Origin of the sequence: Paenibacillus terrae (assembly GCF_005217525.1) — a bacterium.
GTDB classification, from domain to species: Bacteria; Bacillota; Bacilli; order Paenibacillales; family Paenibacillaceae; genus Paenibacillus; species Paenibacillus terrae_C.
The window spans coordinates 282,334-299,697 of record NZ_PNXQ01000001.1 but is presented as its reverse complement, the minus strand read 5'-3'; the positions used below and the strand labels follow the sequence as shown (position 1 = coordinate 299,697).

The following is a 17,364-nucleotide window of genomic DNA, read 5'->3' as shown; positions in this document are numbered from 1 at the left end:
GGCTTTCATGTTATAATGTATGGCAATGACAGCCCAAGCTTATCAGAAAGAAGGTCTATGCCATTGTCTAGAAAAGTGAAGGAAGCCAAGCCCGACTGGATTCGTATTAAACTCACGACAGGCGATAATTATCAGGAAATCAAGAGCATGATGCGTTCCAAGACATTACATACCGTATGTGAGGAGGCGCGATGCCCTAATATATATGAATGCTGGGCTAACAGGACAGCTACATTTATGATTTTGGGTGATATTTGTACGCGTGCGTGCCGTTTTTGCGCAGTGAATACGGGAATGCCTACGGAACTGGACTTACAGGAGCCTGAACGCGTCGCGGAAGCGGCTGAAAACATGAACTTGAAACACTGTGTCGTAACCAGTGTGGCCCGCGATGATTTGAAGGATGGGGGAGCCACTATATTTGCAGAAACGGTGCGTGCGATTCGCCGCCGATTGCCTTTTTGTAGCGTAGAAGTGTTGATTCCCGATTTTATGGGCGATATCGAATCGCTGCGTATAGTCATGGATGCCAAGCCAGATATTTTGAATCATAATATTGAAACGGTAGAGCGGATGTCCGATAAAGTTCGGGCCAAGGCTAAATACCGTCGCTCCCTGGAGCTTCTTCAAAATGCAAAGCAATTAAATCCGTCTATCCCTACCAAATCCAGTATCATGCTGGGTGTCGGAGAAGAGTGGAACGAGATCTTACAAACCATGGATGATCTGCGTAAAGTCGATTGCGATATTATGACAATTGGACAATATTTGCAGCCATCCGAGAAACATTTGTATGTGCAAAAATATTACCCACCGGAAGATTTTGCGAAGTTAAAGGAAGAGGGATTACAACGGGGGTTCAGCCACGTGGAATCAGGTCCGTTGGTCCGCAGCTCCTACCAAGCGCATGAGCAGGTGAAGTCTGCCGCTCAGCATAAGGAAGAAGGCGCCCTTTCGCAGGCTTGATCCGGGAAAGGCGGTTAGATTAGCTTGTTTCATATCGGTGGTAAAAACTATGAAGTGTTGCAGGATCACAAGAACGGGTGGAATCCCGAGGCTTTTCGTGACCGGTATAGTGAAGTGCTGGAGCGCTATGATTATATTATTGGTGATTGGGGCTACAATCAGCTACGTCTAAAGGGCTTTTACCGTGACGGGCATCCCAAGGCCAACAAAGATACATCCATAGCAGTACTGGACGATTACATTAATGAATATTGTAATTTCGGTTGTGCTTATTTTGTACTGCTTAAGAGCCGCGAAGTGCTCAGCAAGAATGAAAACAATGATGAATCCGTATCGTCAGATTATCAACAGTTGGCGGAACCTCAAGCGGAACCAACGGAAACGGCTGAAGCCGGCGAGCTGCAAGAAGTGCTGCACCCCGCAGACGAAGAAGAACGGGAATGGCCGGAGCCACGACCGCGTGAAGCTCAGGAAATTCGGGAGTCACGGGAGCTACAACAACCGGAACCAAGGGAAGTTCAGGAACTGCGTGAGCGACAGCCACGGGAACTCCGTGAAAGCCGTCCGACCAGAGAAGGACGCGAAGGGAATCGGCAGCGTGAGCCACGAGAAGCACGTGATTCGCGTCAGCCGAGGGAACCGCGTGAGGCAAAGGAGGGACGAATTTCCGGTGAAGGGCAGCAAGCCCGCGAACCACGGAAACAGCGTAATCAGCAAGGGAATTTCGAGAAAAAGGAATCCCATGGCCCACGCTATGAGCGTCAATCGAAGGAAAACCGGGAGGGACGGCAAGTCCGCGTCTCACGTGATTCCAGAGGCCAGCGTCAGACGCAGCCTGCTGCCAAAGCCGAAAGAGCTGAGGAAAGCAAAAAGAATAAAACAATTACAGCTCCACAACAAAACGGTTCCTGAATTTCAGGAGCCGTTTTTGTTGATCGGTGACAAGATCAACTATGGATTGAGTTGGCCCTATCATACAAAAAAAGAGCCAAGGTTGGCTCTTTTGCATGTTCTAGTGCTTTTCAGTTCTATGTGTATTTCAAAGCAGCTTGCCTAATTAAGAAAGGCAATGCGTACCCGATCCCAAAATGGAAAGGGACGATAACGAGCGAAGCTGACTTTGTGACTGGAGACCTGACAACGAACAGAGATCAAATCATCCACAGGGAAGTTCAGATGATCTACCGTCAGCAGAAGACGCTGATCTTTTCTCGAAAAAATATCACAATGATGGTGCTTGGGTAGCAACAATGGCGATCCAAGTGTCCGATACACCCGGTTGTTAATGGAGGCAATCTCAGTTAATTGCAACGCTTCAATAGTGGGGTGAACCATAGCTCCGCCGAGTGCTTTGTTATAGGCAGTCGTACCTGAAGGGGTAGAAACGCATATTCCGTCTCCACGGAACATTTCGAAAGTGACATCGTTAATATCCACTTGCGCAACGACAGTGCCATCGACCCCTTTTAACGTAAATTCATTCAACGCAATAAAAGAGGCATTTCCAGACTTCTTGTGAATCTCCAGCTCGATCAATGGATACTTGACGATTCTCGGTTTAAGGGGTCCCTCAGCTCCGCTTTGGCTCATCAGGTGGATTAGCTCCTCCAGCTCGTCCGCACGCCAATCGGCATAAAAGCCCAGATGACCGGTATGTACACCAACAAAGGCTATATCCGAAAGTCGGTCGATGAAGGTATGAAACGCATGAAGCATAGTACCGTCGCCTCCAATTGACACGACGATTTCCGGCGATTCGGCATCCAGCTTGAAATTCTTTTCTTGGGCAAGACGGTGAAACTGCTGACTCAAGTCCATGGAGTGCTGATCCCCGCGATCCAGAACATAATATCTCAAGATGAAAAGCTCCTTTGTCATGGGTATATACCGATCATAATCAATTATGAGCAAGAACACAATCGTTCATTCCCTGGACGCTCCCCTCAGACGTGCGAATAAGCGGCTTGTGCCTACACTCAACCAAGAGAGACAGAGCATTACTGTCAGCAGGCAGGCAAGGAATAGCAGGCTTTGCCACAGCACAGTGGGTGAAAAGCCGGGAGACCAGGTGATAACATGTATCGGAGAAAAGACTGGCGAGCTTCCCTGACCCATGAGCGGACGCCATAGCACGAGAGCTAGCAGAGCAGAGATGATGCCGTGCGCAGCGCGGGCCAGCACAAACGGCAGGTACCGGAGATTCGTCGTATTCAAAATGCTCGCGACCTGAGCATGAACCGATAGTCCGCCCCAGGAGAGGACAAAGGCTGCTGCGGCTACCTTGAACGGCAAAGCCGCTCCCGTGGCTTTACCAGCGGCTTGTGCCCCCAAAGTGACCTCGAAAATACCGCCTACAATGGAATCGGTTAACGTAGGAGGAAGGCCGCAGGCGGACAAGAAGCTTGCTGTAAGCAGGCGAAGCCCGCTCATTAAACCGGAGTTCGTCAAAGCTTCCAGAATGACGCAGAAGAATACAACCAGTCCCCCTACGACAATAATAAGACGGAGAGAGGAAGCAATGGCTTGACTAAGAAGCTCGCCAAACGGACGCCCATCTTCCAAGCGTGCTGTATGCATGGCATATAACGCTTGGCGCAGTCGTCCACTTCGTTGTGCAGAGGACATATCTAATTTGGAATTTGCAGCTACAGCGAGGGATGTTGGTCTAGGCTGCCCGGTGTGGCCTGCTGCGGTTGCAGCAGACTGGAGACGGTTGCCGTGAATATCAGCGTCCCCCGAACGGGAACCGTGAAAGCGCATGAGCAGGCCGATGATCAGCACGCCACCATAATGGGCAGCGCCTAGCACCACTGCAATTTCAGGTTGATGGAAGAACCCGACGGAGACGGCACCGATGAGGAATATTGGATCAGAAGAAGTTGTAAAGGCGACCAGCCGTTCTCCTTCGATGCGGGTGATCCATTTTTGCTCCCACAGCTTGGCCGTTAATTTGGCTCCAATCGGGTAGCCGGATGCACAACTGACGGCGGCGACAAAGCCTCCGCAACCGGGTACACGGAACAAAGGCTGCATGAGCGGGTCCAGCAGTGCCCCCATAAAATGAACGATGCCAAAACCGAGCAGCAGCTCGGAAATAACGAAAAACGGGAATAAAGACGGAAACAGTACGTCCCACCAAATGGCTAGACCACGAAGTCCGGCATTCACAGATGATTGTGGGTGCGCCGCCATAAGTATGAATAGGAATAGCAGCATAAGAATGAACAAAGGGAGTGAGTAACGGCGGTACAGCGGCATAGAGGCCCCTCCTTTGGAGTTCTACTTTTATTTCTATGGACGAGGATGGACAAAGAGTACCAAAAAGTTAAGAAAGCGTTTGCGCGAAATGCTGTATTTTTGTAAAGATTATGTTAAAATCAAAAAAACAACGATCCATAACCTTAAGGATGGAGTGATCAGGATGAGTATCGTTGCCGGTCTACTGGTGTGTGCTTTTGTGTATGTTATTCGTGCCTCTCTCGTCCATCCCGGTGAAGAGGATTGGCGGAGTTATTAGGTGTGCTTGAATATTGCGGACCTGTTTGTAAGTCGTGCAAGCTTGTCTGTATATGTGAAATGATGAGATGACGCTTATTCTTAGCGTCATTTTTTGTTTTTTGTTATAATACGGGTGTATATTTATTACCATAGCACAGAAAGTTGGGGGAAAAGTGAATCCTAGCCTGAGCATTTATGACAATCTTGGGGGTGCGGAAGGTGTTCGTGCTATTATTGAGGCCTTCTACCCGAGAGTTTATAAAGATCCGTTGTTAAGTCCGCTGTTTCCTGAAGACATAGAGTCGGTCAAGGAAAGACAGTATATGTTCCTGAGCCAGTTTTTTGGTGGACCGTCCCTGTTTTCAGATGCTTATGGTCACCCAATGTTACGTGCCAGACATATGAAGTTTCCCGTAACGGAGGAGCGAGCAGAAGCGTGGTTGTCCTGTATGGCGAGTGCCTTAACGGATACGGGCATTGAGGAGCCGCTTCGTTCATTTATACTTAATCGATTGTCTGGTCCTGCGCATCATTTTGTAAATACCCCGTAAGCTTGCGGGGATTGCCGAATTTTGGAGAGGGTTGTAAAAACATTGGAACTTGAACCGTTATATCAGATTAAAATCTCTTGTCCTCTTTGTGAAGAAGAATTTCAGACATCTCGTGTCAGACCGAGCCTAAAGAAGGCAATTCGTACGGATTCAGACTTCTGCGCGTATTACAAGAATGAAAATCCCGATTTTTATGTCGTACGGGTTTGTCCTCATTGCGGATTTACCTCAACAGAGCATTCTACCATTCAGTTAAGCGATCAGCAGAACAAGCTGTTTAAGGACAAAATTGGTAATCGATGGCAATCCCGTGAGTATGGCGGACATCGCAACTGGGAAGAGGCGCTGGAAACGTACAAGCTGGGTTTACTGTGTGCGCAGGTCATCGGGGAAAAGGAACGGGTGATAGCCAGCCTGTTACAGCATATCGCGTGGATGTACCGATACCAGGGGAACGAGGAGCAGGAGCTTCGATTTCTAAAGTTTAGTCTGGACTCCTATATTCGAGTCTATGAGCTGGAAGGCGTCGGGGCGAATAATGCCAAGCTTCTCTATCTGATAGGAGAATTGTATCGACGTACAGGCAACTTTAACGAAGCGGTTCGCTGGTTTTCACGTGTCATTAATGACAAGAAAATTATGGACGCGGCTATGATTCGGGCTTCTCGTGAACAATGGGCTGTATTAAGAGAGCAAATGCTGGCTAAGGATATTCAACTGCCTGAGGAAATGCAGGACGTAAGCTCCTCCTGATAAAAAAGGTGTGCACTATGGCCAGCTTAGGCTCATGGTTCACACCTTGTTTATCAACAACGGCTACCTTTTTCTAAACAGACTCATCAATTAATGATGGCGCAGGGTGGTATCTGACAGCAGATAATCGTTGTCACAATCCACCAAAGTAATCCTGCTGTGGCAGCATGGGAATACAAGCAGCTTTTTCATGCCTTCATGTATAAGCTTAAGTTCTTTGGGCTTTAGGGGGAGCAGGACGTTCTCTTGGTCGCAAAACGGACAAGATTGTACATAAACGTCCCCCATGACAATGTCATAAGGCCAGGTTTTGTGAAAAGGGATCATGATTTGTCCGATTCACCGCCGTTCGGGTCAGCGGTTTCTTCTTTGGCCAGCTCAGCCAGCTTTTGCATCAAAATATGCTGGGGTGTATGCATGAGATGTTCCAGCGGAATGCCAAGTTTTTCGGATAATTTCACAGCCGTTTCCGGCGAAATTTGTAAAGGTCTCATCCTGTATTCCTCCTAATTGTAGTGATTTTACCATCACGATGTAGCTTTATTGTATATGAAACCACATGAATTCGCCAAAAGAAAGGTGGAACTGCTATGAAAACACCGTTGAAGCAAACATGGGATTTGGAATCCATATTTAGTGGGGGGTCTTCCTCTCCCTCATTTAAAGCATTTTTGGAGGAGCTGGAGAGCAAGGTTCAACAATTGCAGTCTCAGCTTAAATCAGCCAAAGTACCGCAAACGGTATTGGATACCGAGCGTCTGGATAGTGTGCTGAATGCTATGCAAGAGATGTTTAACGGAGCATCGCAAGCAGGTTCTTTTGTTTCCTGTCTAACCGCTCAGAACCAACATGACAAGCAGGCTGTTGAACTGGGCGCACGCATAAATACGCTGTATGCACAGGGGAAAAGTACTTTGGTATCCTTCCAGAACTTGCTGGCACAAACGAGTGAAGACATTTGGCAGAAGTGGATGGAACGGGAAACGATTAGGCCGATCTCTTTTGTCCTGAATGAATATCGGAACGAGGCTCGTGAGAAAATGGCACCTGAGCTGGAAAGTCTGGCATTGGATTTGGCTGTGGACGGCTACCACGGTTGGGGTGATTTTTATGACACGATTGTCAAAAATATGACGATCCCTGTTCCAGAGAATGGAGAAATCGTAAATTTGTCTGTAGGGCAGGCTGCCAACAAGCTGGATGAACCGGATCGTAGTGTGCGTCAAGAAGTGTTCACGCGTTGGGAAGAAGCATGGACCAAGGTTGAGGACTATTGTGCGGATACACTTAATCACTTGGCAGGCTTCCGTCTCAAGCTGTATGAAAAACGGGGCTGGACTGACGTGCTTAAGGAGCCGCTGGAAATCAGCCGGATGTCGGCACAGACGCTGGATACCATGTGGCAGGTCATTAATGAAACGAAGCCTGTACTGGTTAAATATCTGGAGCGGAAGGCGAAGCTACTGGGCTTGGAGAAACTGTCGTGGCATGACGTTGAGGCCCCACTGGGAACGTCTACTACTAAAATCCCATACGACGATGCAGCCGTAACGATTGTTGAGCAATTCGGTAAATTCAGTCCAAGAATGGCCCATTTTGCTGAAATGGCTTTTGAGAAAAGCTGGATTGAAGCAGAAGATCGCCCTGGCAAACGTCCTGGTGGATTCTGTACTTCTCTTCGCCTTAGCAAAGAGACCCGTATTTTCATGACCTACGCCGGATCGCCTTCCAACGTTTCGACACTGGCCCATGAGCTTGGACACGGTTACCACCAGCATGTGATGAATGAATTGCATCCATTGAATCAAAATTATGCGATGAACGTAGCTGAGACGGCTTCAACGCTGGCAGAGCTGATTGTATCAGATGCTTTGCTGGAGGCTGCGGAGGGGCAGGAGAAGGTTGCTTTGCTGGAGGATAAAATTCAGCGCGGCGTAGCCTTTTTCATGAATATCCATGCCCGCTTCCTGTTTGAAACCCGTTTTTACGAGCTACGAAAAAACGGAGTTGTAGGAGCGCAGCAACTGGGAGAATTAATGGAGCAAGCACAGCGTGAAGCGTTCAGCGGCGTTTTGGATGAGGCTCACCCTCATTTTTGGGCATCCAAGCTGCATTTCTATATTACGAACACTCCATTCTACAACTTCCCATATACGTTTGGGTACATGTTCAGTGCCGGGATTTACGCCTTTGCGAAGAAAAATTCACATGGCTTTGCCGAACAATATGATGCCTTGCTGCGTGATACGGGTCGCATGACGGTGGAAGATTTGGCTTCCAAGCATCTGGGGATCGATTTAACACAGGCTGACTTCTGGCGTAATGCCGCGCAAGTCACAGTTCAGGATATAGAGCAATTTTTGCAAATGACGGAATAACGGATATACACTCCAATCAGGTCTCCCGCAAGGGGGGCCTTTTTTGTAATTCTTGCAGATTATGAGGAATGAAGTCATAATGTGTCGAATTAGAGTTGGTATTACCTGTTGGTGAAATTTAAATTGATGGATATACTTAGAAATTAGTTATAAATGCCCATTTATGTTGTATATGATTGTAACGTTAAAAAGCTTCGCATATAATTGAGTCATAAGACCTATTAATGGTTTTGAAACAGGTATATAGGGGGATTTTTGTAATGAATGAAGTAGGTCAATTGTCGTTAGTAAGACAGATGGATATCGTATTTAAAGAACTGGATGATGAACTTGCGGGTTTGTCGTCAGGAACTGTATTTGTACAAATACGTAACAATGTGGTTGGAAAATTTGGTATCCGTCATAATCCGATTGCAGGTAAAGGAGGTACTTTTGGTGCAGTGGAGCCGGGGCTGTCTGTAGATCATCGGGCGGACTTCCGTCGTATGGCGCTGGACACACTAAATCACAAGCGGAGTTGGACTCATGGTGAAATTGCTTTCGATTTTGCTGTCAGACAGGGAACTATTCTGGTGGATGCTACGCTGGAATCGAACTATAACATGGCGAATCTCATGATCCGATATAATAAGCCTACATACCGAGCGGCTAATTCTGAATAATCATCCATAAAAAAAGGTAAAGAAAGGCGGCCTTCCTGGGGAAGACCGCCTTTGTTATATGCCCGAACTATCGTATTTTGGTTCATTGCGATGAACGGGATGCTTCATGTGGAATAATGACGCTTATTGACCTGAACGACCTGATAATTGCTGTTCGGCCAGCTGTACCAAGCGTTTAGTGATATAACCTCCCAGAGAACCAGCCTCACGGGATGGCATGTCACCATAATAACCGTCTGCCGGAATGGTAATGCCCAGTTCTTGTGCAGCTTCGTATTTCAATTGTTGCAGTGCATTGTTGGCTTGAGGTACAACCAGGTTATTACTACGGCGTCCTCTGCCTTGATTAGCTTCATACATGTGTAGTCACCTCCTTCGGCTGTGATGAGGTTATTATGCGACAGAGTTATGAAAATATGCGCCGAAGGAAGGAAAATGAATAGAGGGAAATTACGGATATATCATATGAACCTGAGTTTTCAAGTTAATGGACTGCTGAGGCTCCAATCGAATCAGTCCGCCCGTTCGCACAGGATCGTGCATATTGGGTGCATTAGGCAACAAGGTATAAGGCTCGATGCAAAAATACTGATCGCATTCCCCCTTGGTATACAACACCCAATACTTAAAGTATTGCTCATCTGCTGTGTAGCGAATCTGATAACCGTCATCACGGGTCAATATGGCCTCAGCAGGTCCTTCCGATGCTCGCAGCAGCGTATCCAGATTCGTTCCTTTCAGGGAAAGTCCCGTAGAAAGCGGCTCCAAGTCATTTAAAGGGGTGATTATACCTGTTGGGAGCTGTTCAGCGTCCTGCTCATATATGCCATTCACAGGCAGCTTCAGGCGCCAGCGCTCAGGCTCTCCGTCCACCATAAACCAGGTGTGGTATCCCAAGCCGAATGGGGCTGCTTTGTCACCCAGATTCGTTACACGCAGCGTTTGACTCAATACAGGTCCCTGCAAGCGGTAAGTCATCTCCAGCCGTAGGGGAATAGGAAATTGTTCCATCCAGTGCGGATCACTTTCCGTCAATAGCTCGGTGGTCACGCTGCAGCCTTCCTCATCTTCTTCAATATCACTGCAACGCCAGGATTGATTTCGGTGCAACCCATGTATATGATTGTCGTTGGCTGTATTCCGATCAAACTGATAGGGAACACCGTCAAACTCGAACTGTCCTTTGCGGATTCGGCCGGGAGGGATCAGAATCGGCAGGCCAAAATGATACGGCTTTTGCAAATAAAAGGCCAGTTCTTCCTCGCCAGGTCGCCGTACGATATCCCGGTCCAGCTTCAGATCACGCACCGAGATAATATTATTACCGAGGCGGGGGATCATCGTAACCTCCAGTTCAGGGCTATGTAAAACATACGTGTCGTAACCATTCCAATGTTCTTTGGTCACTTGTTTCATATCCATGCTCCTTTGTCCACTATAATCGGTTGAAGCTTCGTGTCATTATGATAACAGATTTTTGACCGCAGGGCACAATTGTCATTTGACAATTACAGGATGCGGAATTATCATAAATGTAGTTTACGATGTAATGACATGGATAATGCGATGATGAGGACAAGTAAGCCTTCGCATACGCTCTTCAGAAAGCCGGTGGTAGATGCGAACCGGTGAGCCTGCACTGCTGAATGGACCTTGGAGTGCCGTACAGAACAGGAAGCATTCTTCCTCAGTATGACGGCCGATTGCTCCCCGTTAACGGAGCTATAAGATTGCAAGCAGCCACGGGGCATGACTCCGACAAGTAACAGGCTGAAGGCAATGAATAAGGGTGGTACCACGGTCTCGCGTCCCTTGAGGATGCGGGGCCTTTTTGCGTTCAATTGTTTAAATAAATTTCAGGAGGAATGATAAATATGAAAACTGTACTTTCAGGTATTCAGCCCAGCGGACAGCTTACTTTGGGCAATTATATCGGTGCAATGAAAAACTTTGTCAAGCTGCAAGAGGATCATCGCTGTTACTTTATGGTTGTAGACCTTCATGCCATTACCGTGCCGCAGGAACCTGCTCAATTGCGTGAACAGTCGGAGGCCGTGGCGGCATTATTTATTGCAGCAGGTATTAACCCCGAGCAATCCAACGTCTTTTTACAATCCCATGTACCTCAGCATGCGGAGCTGGGATGGTTGATGACAACCCTGACCCATATGGGCGAGCTGGAACGCATGACCCAGTTCAAGGACAAATCGGAGGGTAAGGATTCGGTAGGTGCGGGATTGTTCGTATATCCAGCGCTGATGGCAGCTGATATTTTGCTTTACAATGCAGATTTGGTTCCGGTAGGTGATGATCAAAAGCAGCATTTGGAGCTAACACGTGATTTGGCTGGTCGTTTCAATCACCGCTACGGAGATTATTTCACTGTTCCCGAGCCGTATATCCCTGAGGTGGGCGCACGAATTATGTCATTGGATGATGCCTCCAAAAAAATGAGCAAGAGCAATCCGAATGCGGGCAGCTATATCGCTCTGCTGGACGAACCGAAAGTCATTCGCAAGAAAATCAGTCGCGCTACCACTGATTCCGGCAGTGAGGTTAAATATGACCCGGCAGGCAAACCGGAGATCAGCAATCTGATGGGCATTTACAGCCAGTGCACCGGCTTGTCGCTTCAGGAAGTGCAGAATCGTTATGAAGGTCAAATGTACGGTACGTTCAAAAAAGAGCTGGCAGAGGCGGTTGTAGCCACCCTGGAGCCTATTCAACAGCGTTATCGTGACATCCGGGAATCCGGTGAGATTGGACGCATTTTGGCCCAGTCCGCAGAGCGGGCGCAAGAGGCGGCTGAAATCACGCTGGCCGCGGTCAAAGAACGTATGGGGTTTCTGCCCCGCAAGCGCTAAGACAATCCGCAGGCCAACGCAATCAGGCGTTTGACAGGGAATGTCTTAGGAGCGACGTTGTTTGGCCTTGATAACAAAGCCCCAGCCGATGTTGCCGACAGAGAGAAGGCCCAGTAAAATGGCAAGCCAAGCGGAATAACTGATGGAAATGGCGGCTGCCGTCAGCAGGACAATAGATGAAACGGCAAACCACAGTGATAGACCTTTGCTCATGGAAAAAACCTCCAGCGTTCGAATGTAGAATTTTAGGGATAAGCAGGTGTAAGCGAGCCATAATAATCTTGCAAGCTTGCAATGAACCTCACTCACAAAGAACTGAAAGGAGATTCAAATATGAGCAGACGTCGTTCAAACAACCTGCAAGTACCGCAGGCCAACGCCGCTTTACAACAATTAAAATATGAGGCCGCTCAAGAACTCGGCATCACAATCCCTCAGGATGGTTATTACGGTAACGTCGTTTCCCGCGAAACAGGCTCTCTCGGGGGATACATCACGAAAAAGCTGGTCCAACAAGCAGAGCAATCCTTGTCGGGCAGTGGCCGTATGCAGTAATACACATAAACAACTCCATCTTGGAAGCTGTATTATGAGCAACTGTGATGAAGAAAATCCGGAGCAATCATGCTCCGGATTTTTTGCGCGCATGGCTTATGACCATTGTGAATCACACAAGTCCGCTTCGTCAAGAGGGCGCTTTCATGCAGCTCTTTATGGAGGGATGTTTTTTTTGGTGAACGGCAAAAGAATAGCAAGTTCCGGGGTCAGGGGAGACTTGCTGTTTTTTTGTCGTTCGCGTTGCTTGCTGATATGCTTTTTTAATTCGTATGCAGGGAGAGGCGTTTCTGCATCTTTTCATTACTGAGCCAGCCGATGTAGCTGTTGATCAGTCCAAACTGCTTATCCATGGCGACCACGGCCACGAAGGGATATTGCCTCCGATGCCGATACCGAACATCCGCCCAGCGTACAATGTAGCCCCATTCCAGCTCTTCCACCTCCGCAACAGCAAAGGAAGAAAAATAGCGGAATGCCTGCACGTCACGGTACGATTTGGATGCTTCTACGGCCGGATGTGTGGACGGAACCGCATGTTTTGTCCAAAAAAGATGCTTTCCGTTCAGTCCACCAATGTGATAACTTCCATTCTGATGAGCTTTTACCACATGCCACCGATTCCATGAAACCGTGGGAATGATATAATAGATATCGTCAGGCTGACGCTCGGTGTCCATATTACCTACCGCATTTCTGGTACGGAAATGACTCCAGCTGCGCCAAATATAGTACAGGCCTGTAATGATATACAACGTAATAAATAAGGGAGCTGGTGAAACCAGTCCAGTGATCCACAGTAGAATAGCAGCAACATGGGTGCCGAATATAAAGGGATCAAAGATGTGAATAATATTCCATGATATCCATTGGGGCGTAAACGGTCGAAATGCCTGTGTCCCGTACGTATTGAACAAATCTACAAACACGTGCAGGCAGACAGCAATCGTGACCCACAAAGCGACATGTTCGATAGGTACATCCCTGAAAATAAGGCCAATTAATCCTGTTATAGACAAGATCCATATCAACCAGAAGGGGATGGAGTGCGACAGTCCGCGATGATTGCGGATGTAGGCTGCATTGTTTCTTAATCGAAGCAAGGTGTCAAAATCCGGTGCCTGTGACCCTACGACCGTGGCGAGCAGTATGACCCCCGCCAACTTTGGATCTGCGGCGACGGCAGGATCGGTGTAGGCCAGCCCCGCCAACCCGACCCCCATGACAAAGTGTGTGGCTGTATCCATATCTGTCGCTCCTTTTTGTATTGTATCCTGTATTTATTACTACCCCAAATTACTGTAAACGATCAGCAAGGTCGATTCGTCATCGAAATTGTGAACGTTTTGTGCGTTTTCTGTCAAACTTTTTACGGGTACTATATGATAAAATTTATATCGGAGTTCAACTTACTCCCGAATTCATATATCTCTAAGGGGGAGTTACTCACTATGGACAATATTAGTTATAAGGCTACTTCAGATACGGCTACCTATTCGGCTAAATCCAAACCACCCGGTAAGGCGGGTACATGGAAAGATTTTATAACAGTCACTAAGCCAGGCATTCTCCGCACTAATCTGGTTGCGGCATTTGGTGGTTTTTGGTTGGCCTCACAATGGGACGTTGACTATATAAAGCTGATTCTGACGTTGCTAGGTACCATGCTGGTTATGGCGTCTTCTTGTGTTTTTAACAACTATTTTGATCGTGAACTGGATTTAAAAATGGAGCGTACACGCAATCGCTCACTGCCAACAGGGCGTTTGACTCCCACAACGGTATTGTCATACGCTATTATTTTGGGCGCTGTCGGGCTGGCTGTACTATTCCTTTTCTCTGGTATCAAGGCAGGTTTGCTTGGTGTACTCGGCATGTTCGTATACGTCGGTATTTACACACTTTGGCTGAAACGATCATCCACATGGAGTACATCCATTGGCGGTATTTCGGGCGCAATGCCTCCTGTGATCGGCTATGTGGCTGCTTCGGGCCGTATTGATATGGGCGCATGGCTCTTATTCGCTCTTTTGTTCCTGTGGCAGCCGCCTCATTTTTGGGCACTTGCAATCCGCAGGGTCGAAGAATACCGCGCAGCAGGATTTCCATTATTGCCTGTCGTGAAAGGTATTCAACGTACTAAAATTCAAATGATTCCTTATATCGTGTTGCTGATTCCGGTACCGATCCTGATGTATGCTTATGGATATGCTGGCATGATTTTCATGATCGTTTCCGTGCTACTGTCTGTGCTCTGGGCATTTTATGCCTTTAAAGGTTTTACCATTAAAGAAGAAGAGACGGATTCATGGGCTAAAAAAGTATTTTTCTTTTCCATTAACCATCTGACGCTCAGCTTTCTGCTGATGATCGTGGATACGGTTCATAAGTTCTAAGACCAAGACATTTTCAATAAAATTTGTTACGTGTAACATTTAGCTGTCCATCAGGCATAAAGCGGCCTGGCGGATAGCTTTTTTTGTGAATGGTTTTCATAACTGTGGTTTTCATAACTAGGGAACAGGCGGGTATAAAATATATTCTTCCAGTCCTGCTTTTTCCAATTGTGCGATGACATATTCATCTGGAGTACCTTCGACTCCTGCGTATCCTTTGCGAGTATACATATGATGCGCATCTGGAAAAGAGTCGGCAAGCACACCACGTATTTTTTTGCCTGAGCTGTCATTGTCCATAAACAAGTATATTTCGTCATGCTTGACCTGCTTGCGGAGGGACTCCAGTTTTACTGAGTTTAGCGTGCCGAAGGTGCATAAGATATGAACTTCGGGATCAAGTAAACGACGAAGTTTACTGCGGTCATTTTTCCCTTCAACGATAACGGTAATCGTCATCTTGCTCACCCCCTGCTTAAAGCCTGTGTTCGAAATTCCCCGGGAAATGAAAGAATATGTGTATAGTGTAGCTCCAAACAGGGTTCTCATGCAAAAAAGCAACAAAACAGCCTGCCGGGAGTGGCAGGCATGGGTACAGGGCGGCATGTTAGGGCAATTCAGACATTAAATCCAGCAAGTACGGAGAATAATGACGAGCAGGATATAAAGAACGAGAATGGTGCCGGTCGAAGTCCCAAATCCACCACAAGAAACAGGGCTTACAGGATGACAGTGGCTCACGGAATGCACCTCCCTTCATACATAAATGTTCAGTCAAACCAGTCTATGTTGATAAGGGATTTAAGTACTGTGCATTCGCCTTCTTGTAAGGTACTTTGGGCGTTAAAGGGGGAGCATCTCAAACGATCTAGGAATGATACGGCCCTGAAGTAGACAGCGGGGGTGCCGGGAATAACCGTTGAATGGGTATGAACAGCAGGCCGGTCATCAAAATCAGAAAAGCGATAAAAAAAGGTGAAAAATGAACGGGGAGCTGGCCTGCCAGCACCGGCCCGACAAAGGAGCCGATAGATGTTGCAATGGATTGCAGCGCAAAGGTTTTGCCCAAACGTTCTCCTCCAAGCCGTATAAAGAGTGAGGCCAACGCTGGAAAGGTGATGCCTTTGGCTGTTCCAAGTATAAAGAGTACGATTCCAATCATGGACTCGGGCAATGTGGCGAGGGCATAAAAGCACAGCGACATCAGTATGATGCCGCAAATCAGCCGTATCATCGGTGAATACTTGTTTAGAAAAAGCAGACTGAGTGTACAGAGCGCTCCCAGACTGATAATGGAAAAGAGCAGTCCTGTGGACATCATGGACGCAGTACCATTGTTGCGCAACGGGATGACATAAAATAAAATGCCTTGTCCGCACGCCAAAACAAAAGGCACAAGCAGGTAACGCCAATTAAATGGTAAAAGCGGTTGTGCCCCGGTCAGTGGAGCGGGTGCCGCATGTCCGTCAGATCGTTGAGCCTGGAGAGCGGGTGCTGTTTTAGGCAATGTAAAATAAGCCATGAGTCCTGTAATCACGAGAATGATGCCGAGGGAACGGAATGTTCCGCTAAAGCCAAAGCTGGCTACAATGAATGCGCCTGCCGCTGGAGACAGGACAGAGGCTAGCGTGTGAACGACGCCATGTCCCGACATATATTTGCCCTGCGTAACCGGATGATCGGATAGCTGGGCGAGCATAGTCATGCAAGCAGGGGACAAAAAGGCCAGCACAAAGCCGCTGATGGCACGAAGAAAAAGCAGTTCCCATGGCGTATGAATGTATGCCTGAATAATCAGGATGAGCCCTGCGGCTGTCAGACTGAACATAATATATCGGCGGCTGCCGTGTTTATCTACCCTTGGCCCCGCCATTAAATTACCGGGCAGATGAGTCAGGGAATATATGCCCAACATCCAGCCGATAAAGGTGGGTGCTGCACCCAGAGAGATGGCGAATGGTGTGAGAATAGGATATTGTGCATGCAGATCAAAAAAAGCGATGAACAAAAACAAATACAGCCAGAGAGCTGTTTTCAAGTAGATGACCCCCTTTCCCTAAATAGACTTTCTATGCTGCTAGTGGTATTAGCTCTTTCTAAGTTGTACGCTGGAGTGGACGAACATAGACCCTTTTTGTGCGAACAAGACGCGGAACAGAGCTAAGCTGACAGGGCGTTATGTAATCATGTATAATTACAGAGATGATTTTAGAATTCGAAAGATGCAGTTGAAAACGGGAGTGTAGTGAAATGGATAAGAGTGTCTGGACAGAGTTTTTAAAACATAACTGGCAGATCGTTCAGGATAACTGGCTATATATTTTAATTGGGCTTGTCCTATTGCTTGTTATATTGAAGATTGTGAGAACCCTTGTTAAATGGCTGCTTGTCATTGTGGTGGTTGTGGGCTTGCTAATCTACAGCGGTATTTCCTTTGATCAGGTCGGCAAGGTAGTTACCCAGGCGAAGGATGATGCAATTAACAAGTTTCAGAGCGAGGCCCTGAATATGATGATCAAGGAAGGACGGGATGCGAAATATACCTCTAACGGAGACGGTACGTTTTCGGTAACCAGCTCCAACCTGGAGGTAAAAGGCCCGTTCGATGGAGATAAGGTCAAGGTATGGTTTCAAGGCATGCCGCTGGGCGAGTGGAGCATGAGCGACACCGTCAAAAAATATATCGAAAGTGCAAAAGGCTCGACTGTAACACAACAGTCGCCGCAATCGCCGTAAAGACA

21 protein-coding genes and 1 other annotated feature are annotated in these 17,364 nt (G+C 47.5%); of the genes, 10 read left to right on the top strand and 11 right to left on the bottom strand.

Annotated features, from left to right (window positions below; translation table 11 throughout):
- Positions 1-63: 63 nt before the first annotated feature.
- Entirely contained in the window at positions 64-966 is a 903-nt protein-coding gene (gene lipA, locus C1I60_RS01425; RefSeq protein ID WP_170970717.1) for a lipoyl synthase, read from the top strand.
- A gap of 24 nt (positions 967-990) precedes the next feature.
- Positions 991-1,878 (top strand): YutD family protein, encoded by an 888-nt coding sequence (locus C1I60_RS01420; protein ID WP_137060170.1) that lies wholly within the window; start codon positions 991-993, stop codon positions 1,876-1,878.
- Between the two features lie 141 nt (positions 1,879-2,019).
- On the opposite strand, the gene C1I60_RS01415 is transcribed toward C1I60_RS01420, so the two are convergent.
- Together C1I60_RS01415 and ylbJ are read right to left on the bottom strand one after the other, a co-directional pair.
- Positions 2,020-2,823: an NAD kinase gene (locus C1I60_RS01415; RefSeq protein WP_137060169.1), complete on the bottom strand. Its 804-nt coding sequence runs from the start codon at positions 2,821-2,823 to the stop codon at positions 2,020-2,022.
- 66 nt (positions 2,824-2,889) lie between these two features.
- Positions 2,890-4,224: a sporulation integral membrane protein YlbJ gene (ylbJ, locus tag C1I60_RS01410; protein WP_137060168.1), complete on the bottom strand. Its 1,335-nt coding sequence runs from the start codon at positions 4,222-4,224 to the stop codon at positions 2,890-2,892.
- A 413-nt stretch (positions 4,225-4,637) separates the two neighbouring features.
- Between ylbJ and C1I60_RS01405 the strand changes: the two genes are divergently transcribed.
- Both C1I60_RS01405 and C1I60_RS01400 read left to right on the top strand, forming a co-directional pair.
- Positions 4,638-5,015, top strand: a complete 378-nt coding sequence (locus tag C1I60_RS01405) for a globin domain-containing protein (protein WP_137060167.1) — start codon at positions 4,638-4,640, stop codon at positions 5,013-5,015.
- Between the two features lie 42 nt (positions 5,016-5,057).
- The gene (locus tag C1I60_RS01400; protein WP_170970716.1) at positions 5,058-5,768 is read left to right on the top strand and encodes a DUF2225 domain-containing protein; all 711 of its coding nucleotides are present in this window, start codon (positions 5,058-5,060) and stop codon (positions 5,766-5,768) included.
- A 90-nt stretch (positions 5,769-5,858) separates the two neighbouring features.
- Here C1I60_RS01400 and C1I60_RS25060 read toward each other — a convergent pair whose 3' ends face one another.
- Together C1I60_RS25060 and C1I60_RS01390 are read right to left on the bottom strand one after the other, a co-directional pair.
- On the bottom strand, positions 5,859-6,095 hold the full coding sequence (locus C1I60_RS25060) for a hypothetical protein (protein WP_137060165.1): 237 nt from the start codon (positions 6,093-6,095) through the stop codon (positions 5,859-5,861).
- Complete coding sequence (locus tag C1I60_RS01390; protein WP_014277894.1) at positions 6,092-6,262, bottom strand: YycC family protein; 171 nt, start codon at positions 6,260-6,262, stop codon at positions 6,092-6,094. Before C1I60_RS01390 ends, C1I60_RS25060 begins: the two co-directional genes overlap by 4 nt.
- Before the next feature lie 96 nt (positions 6,263-6,358).
- Here C1I60_RS01390 and C1I60_RS01385 point away from each other — a divergent pair, with 96 nt between their 5' ends.
- Together C1I60_RS01385 and C1I60_RS01380 are read left to right on the top strand one after the other, a co-directional pair.
- Positions 6,359-8,146 (top strand): M3 family oligoendopeptidase, encoded by a 1,788-nt coding sequence (locus C1I60_RS01385; RefSeq protein ID WP_137060164.1) that lies wholly within the window; start codon positions 6,359-6,361, stop codon positions 8,144-8,146.
- A gap of 260 nt (positions 8,147-8,406) precedes the next feature.
- Complete coding sequence (locus tag C1I60_RS01380; protein ID WP_137060163.1) at positions 8,407-8,808, top strand: O-methyltransferase; 402 nt, start codon at positions 8,407-8,409, stop codon at positions 8,806-8,808.
- A 123-nt stretch (positions 8,809-8,931) separates the two neighbouring features.
- Here the strand turns inward: C1I60_RS01380 and C1I60_RS01375 are convergent, their stop codons facing one another.
- The gene (locus C1I60_RS01375; protein ID WP_137060162.1) at positions 8,932-9,168 is read right to left on the bottom strand and encodes an alpha/beta-type small acid-soluble spore protein; all 237 of its coding nucleotides are present in this window, start codon (positions 9,166-9,168) and stop codon (positions 8,932-8,934) included.
- Positions 9,169-9,258: 90 nt separating this feature from the next.
- A complete protein-coding gene (locus C1I60_RS01370; protein WP_137060161.1) occupies positions 9,259-10,224 on the bottom strand; it encodes an aldose 1-epimerase in 966 nt (321 codons plus the stop codon).
- A gap of 141 nt (positions 10,225-10,365) precedes the next feature.
- Positions 10,366-10,624, top strand: a binding site (T-box leader).
- A gap of 58 nt (positions 10,625-10,682) precedes the next feature.
- Here C1I60_RS01370 and trpS point away from each other — a divergent pair.
- The gene (trpS, locus tag C1I60_RS01365; RefSeq protein ID WP_137060160.1) at positions 10,683-11,672 is read left to right on the top strand and encodes a tryptophan--tRNA ligase; all 990 of its coding nucleotides are present in this window, start codon (positions 10,683-10,685) and stop codon (positions 11,670-11,672) included.
- A 45-nt stretch (positions 11,673-11,717) separates the two neighbouring features.
- Here the strand turns inward: trpS and C1I60_RS24345 are convergent, their stop codons facing one another.
- Positions 11,718-11,885, bottom strand: a complete 168-nt coding sequence (locus C1I60_RS24345) for a hypothetical protein (protein ID WP_014277888.1) — start codon at positions 11,883-11,885, stop codon at positions 11,718-11,720.
- Positions 11,886-12,005: 120 nt separating this feature from the next.
- On the opposite strand from C1I60_RS24345, the gene C1I60_RS01360 reads away from it, so the two are divergent.
- Entirely contained in the window at positions 12,006-12,227 is a 222-nt protein-coding gene (locus C1I60_RS01360) for an alpha/beta-type small acid-soluble spore protein (RefSeq protein ID WP_025686385.1), read from the top strand.
- Positions 12,228-12,490: 263 nt separating this feature from the next.
- Here C1I60_RS01360 and C1I60_RS01355 read toward each other — a convergent pair whose 3' ends face one another.
- Positions 12,491-13,474, bottom strand: a complete 984-nt coding sequence (locus C1I60_RS01355; RefSeq protein ID WP_137060159.1) for a metal-dependent hydrolase — start codon at positions 13,472-13,474, stop codon at positions 12,491-12,493.
- A gap of 204 nt (positions 13,475-13,678) precedes the next feature.
- Here C1I60_RS01355 and cyoE point away from each other — a divergent pair, with 204 nt between their 5' ends.
- Positions 13,679-14,623 carry a heme o synthase gene (cyoE, locus tag C1I60_RS01350; protein ID WP_137060158.1) on the top strand — a complete coding sequence of 315 codons (945 nt, stop codon included), beginning with the start codon at positions 13,679-13,681 and terminating at the stop codon, positions 14,621-14,623.
- 117 nt (positions 14,624-14,740) lie between these two features.
- On the opposite strand, the gene C1I60_RS01345 is transcribed toward cyoE, so the two are convergent.
- The 3 genes from C1I60_RS01345 to C1I60_RS01340 form a co-directional block, all read right to left on the bottom strand.
- Positions 14,741-15,082 (bottom strand): toprim domain-containing protein, encoded by a 342-nt coding sequence (locus tag C1I60_RS01345; protein ID WP_137060157.1) that lies wholly within the window; start codon positions 15,080-15,082, stop codon positions 14,741-14,743.
- A gap of 165 nt (positions 15,083-15,247) precedes the next feature.
- Positions 15,248-15,364 carry a sporulation protein YjcZ gene (locus tag C1I60_RS25055; RefSeq protein WP_235332204.1) on the bottom strand — a complete coding sequence of 39 codons (117 nt, stop codon included), beginning with the start codon at positions 15,362-15,364 and terminating at the stop codon, positions 15,248-15,250.
- Between the two features lie 127 nt (positions 15,365-15,491).
- Positions 15,492-16,661 (bottom strand): MFS transporter, encoded by a 1,170-nt coding sequence (locus C1I60_RS01340; protein ID WP_137060156.1) that lies wholly within the window; start codon positions 16,659-16,661, stop codon positions 15,492-15,494.
- A 212-nt stretch (positions 16,662-16,873) separates the two neighbouring features.
- Between C1I60_RS01340 and C1I60_RS01335 the strand changes: the two genes are divergently transcribed.
- Complete coding sequence (locus C1I60_RS01335) at positions 16,874-17,359, top strand: hypothetical protein (RefSeq protein WP_137060155.1); 486 nt, start codon at positions 16,874-16,876, stop codon at positions 17,357-17,359.
- Positions 17,360-17,364: the final 5 nt, after the last annotated feature.

Bases quoted from the DNA above. Each gene is read 5' to 3' on its own strand.
- C1I60_RS01385 (WP_137060164.1), top strand. From the start codon at position 6,359: ATGAAAACACCGTTGAAGCAAACATGGGATTTGGAATCCATATTTAGT.
- C1I60_RS01380 (WP_137060163.1), top strand. From the start codon at position 8,407: ATGAATGAAGTAGGTCAATTGTCGTTAGTAAGACAGATGGATATCGTA.
- C1I60_RS01390 (WP_014277894.1), bottom strand. From the start codon at position 6,262: ATGAGACCTTTACAAATTTCGCCGGAAACGGCTGTGAAATTATCCGAA.
- C1I60_RS24345 (WP_014277888.1), bottom strand. From the start codon at position 11,885: ATGAGCAAAGGTCTATCACTGTGGTTTGCCGTTTCATCTATTGTCCTG.
- C1I60_RS25060 (WP_137060165.1), bottom strand. From the start codon at position 6,095: ATGATCCCTTTTCACAAAACCTGGCCTTATGACATTGTCATGGGGGAC.
- C1I60_RS01370 (WP_137060161.1), bottom strand. From the start codon at position 10,224: ATGAAACAAGTGACCAAAGAACATTGGAATGGTTACGACACGTATGTT.
- C1I60_RS01360 (WP_025686385.1), top strand. From the start codon at position 12,006: ATGAGCAGACGTCGTTCAAACAACCTGCAAGTACCGCAGGCCAACGCC.
- C1I60_RS01335 (WP_137060155.1), top strand. From the start codon at position 16,874: ATGGATAAGAGTGTCTGGACAGAGTTTTTAAAACATAACTGGCAGATC.
- ylbJ (WP_137060168.1), bottom strand. From the start codon at position 4,224: ATGCCGCTGTACCGCCGTTACTCACTCCCTTTGTTCATTCTTATGCTG.
- C1I60_RS01375 (WP_137060162.1), bottom strand. From the start codon at position 9,168: ATGTATGAAGCTAATCAAGGCAGAGGACGCCGTAGTAATAACCTGGTT.
- C1I60_RS01355 (WP_137060159.1), bottom strand. From the start codon at position 13,474: ATGGATACAGCCACACACTTTGTCATGGGGGTCGGGTTGGCGGGGCTG.
- C1I60_RS01345 (WP_137060157.1), bottom strand. From the start codon at position 15,082: ATGACGATTACCGTTATCGTTGAAGGGAAAAATGACCGCAGTAAACTT.
- cyoE (WP_137060158.1), top strand. From the start codon at position 13,679: ATGGACAATATTAGTTATAAGGCTACTTCAGATACGGCTACCTATTCG.
- trpS (WP_137060160.1), top strand. From the start codon at position 10,683: ATGAAAACTGTACTTTCAGGTATTCAGCCCAGCGGACAGCTTACTTTG.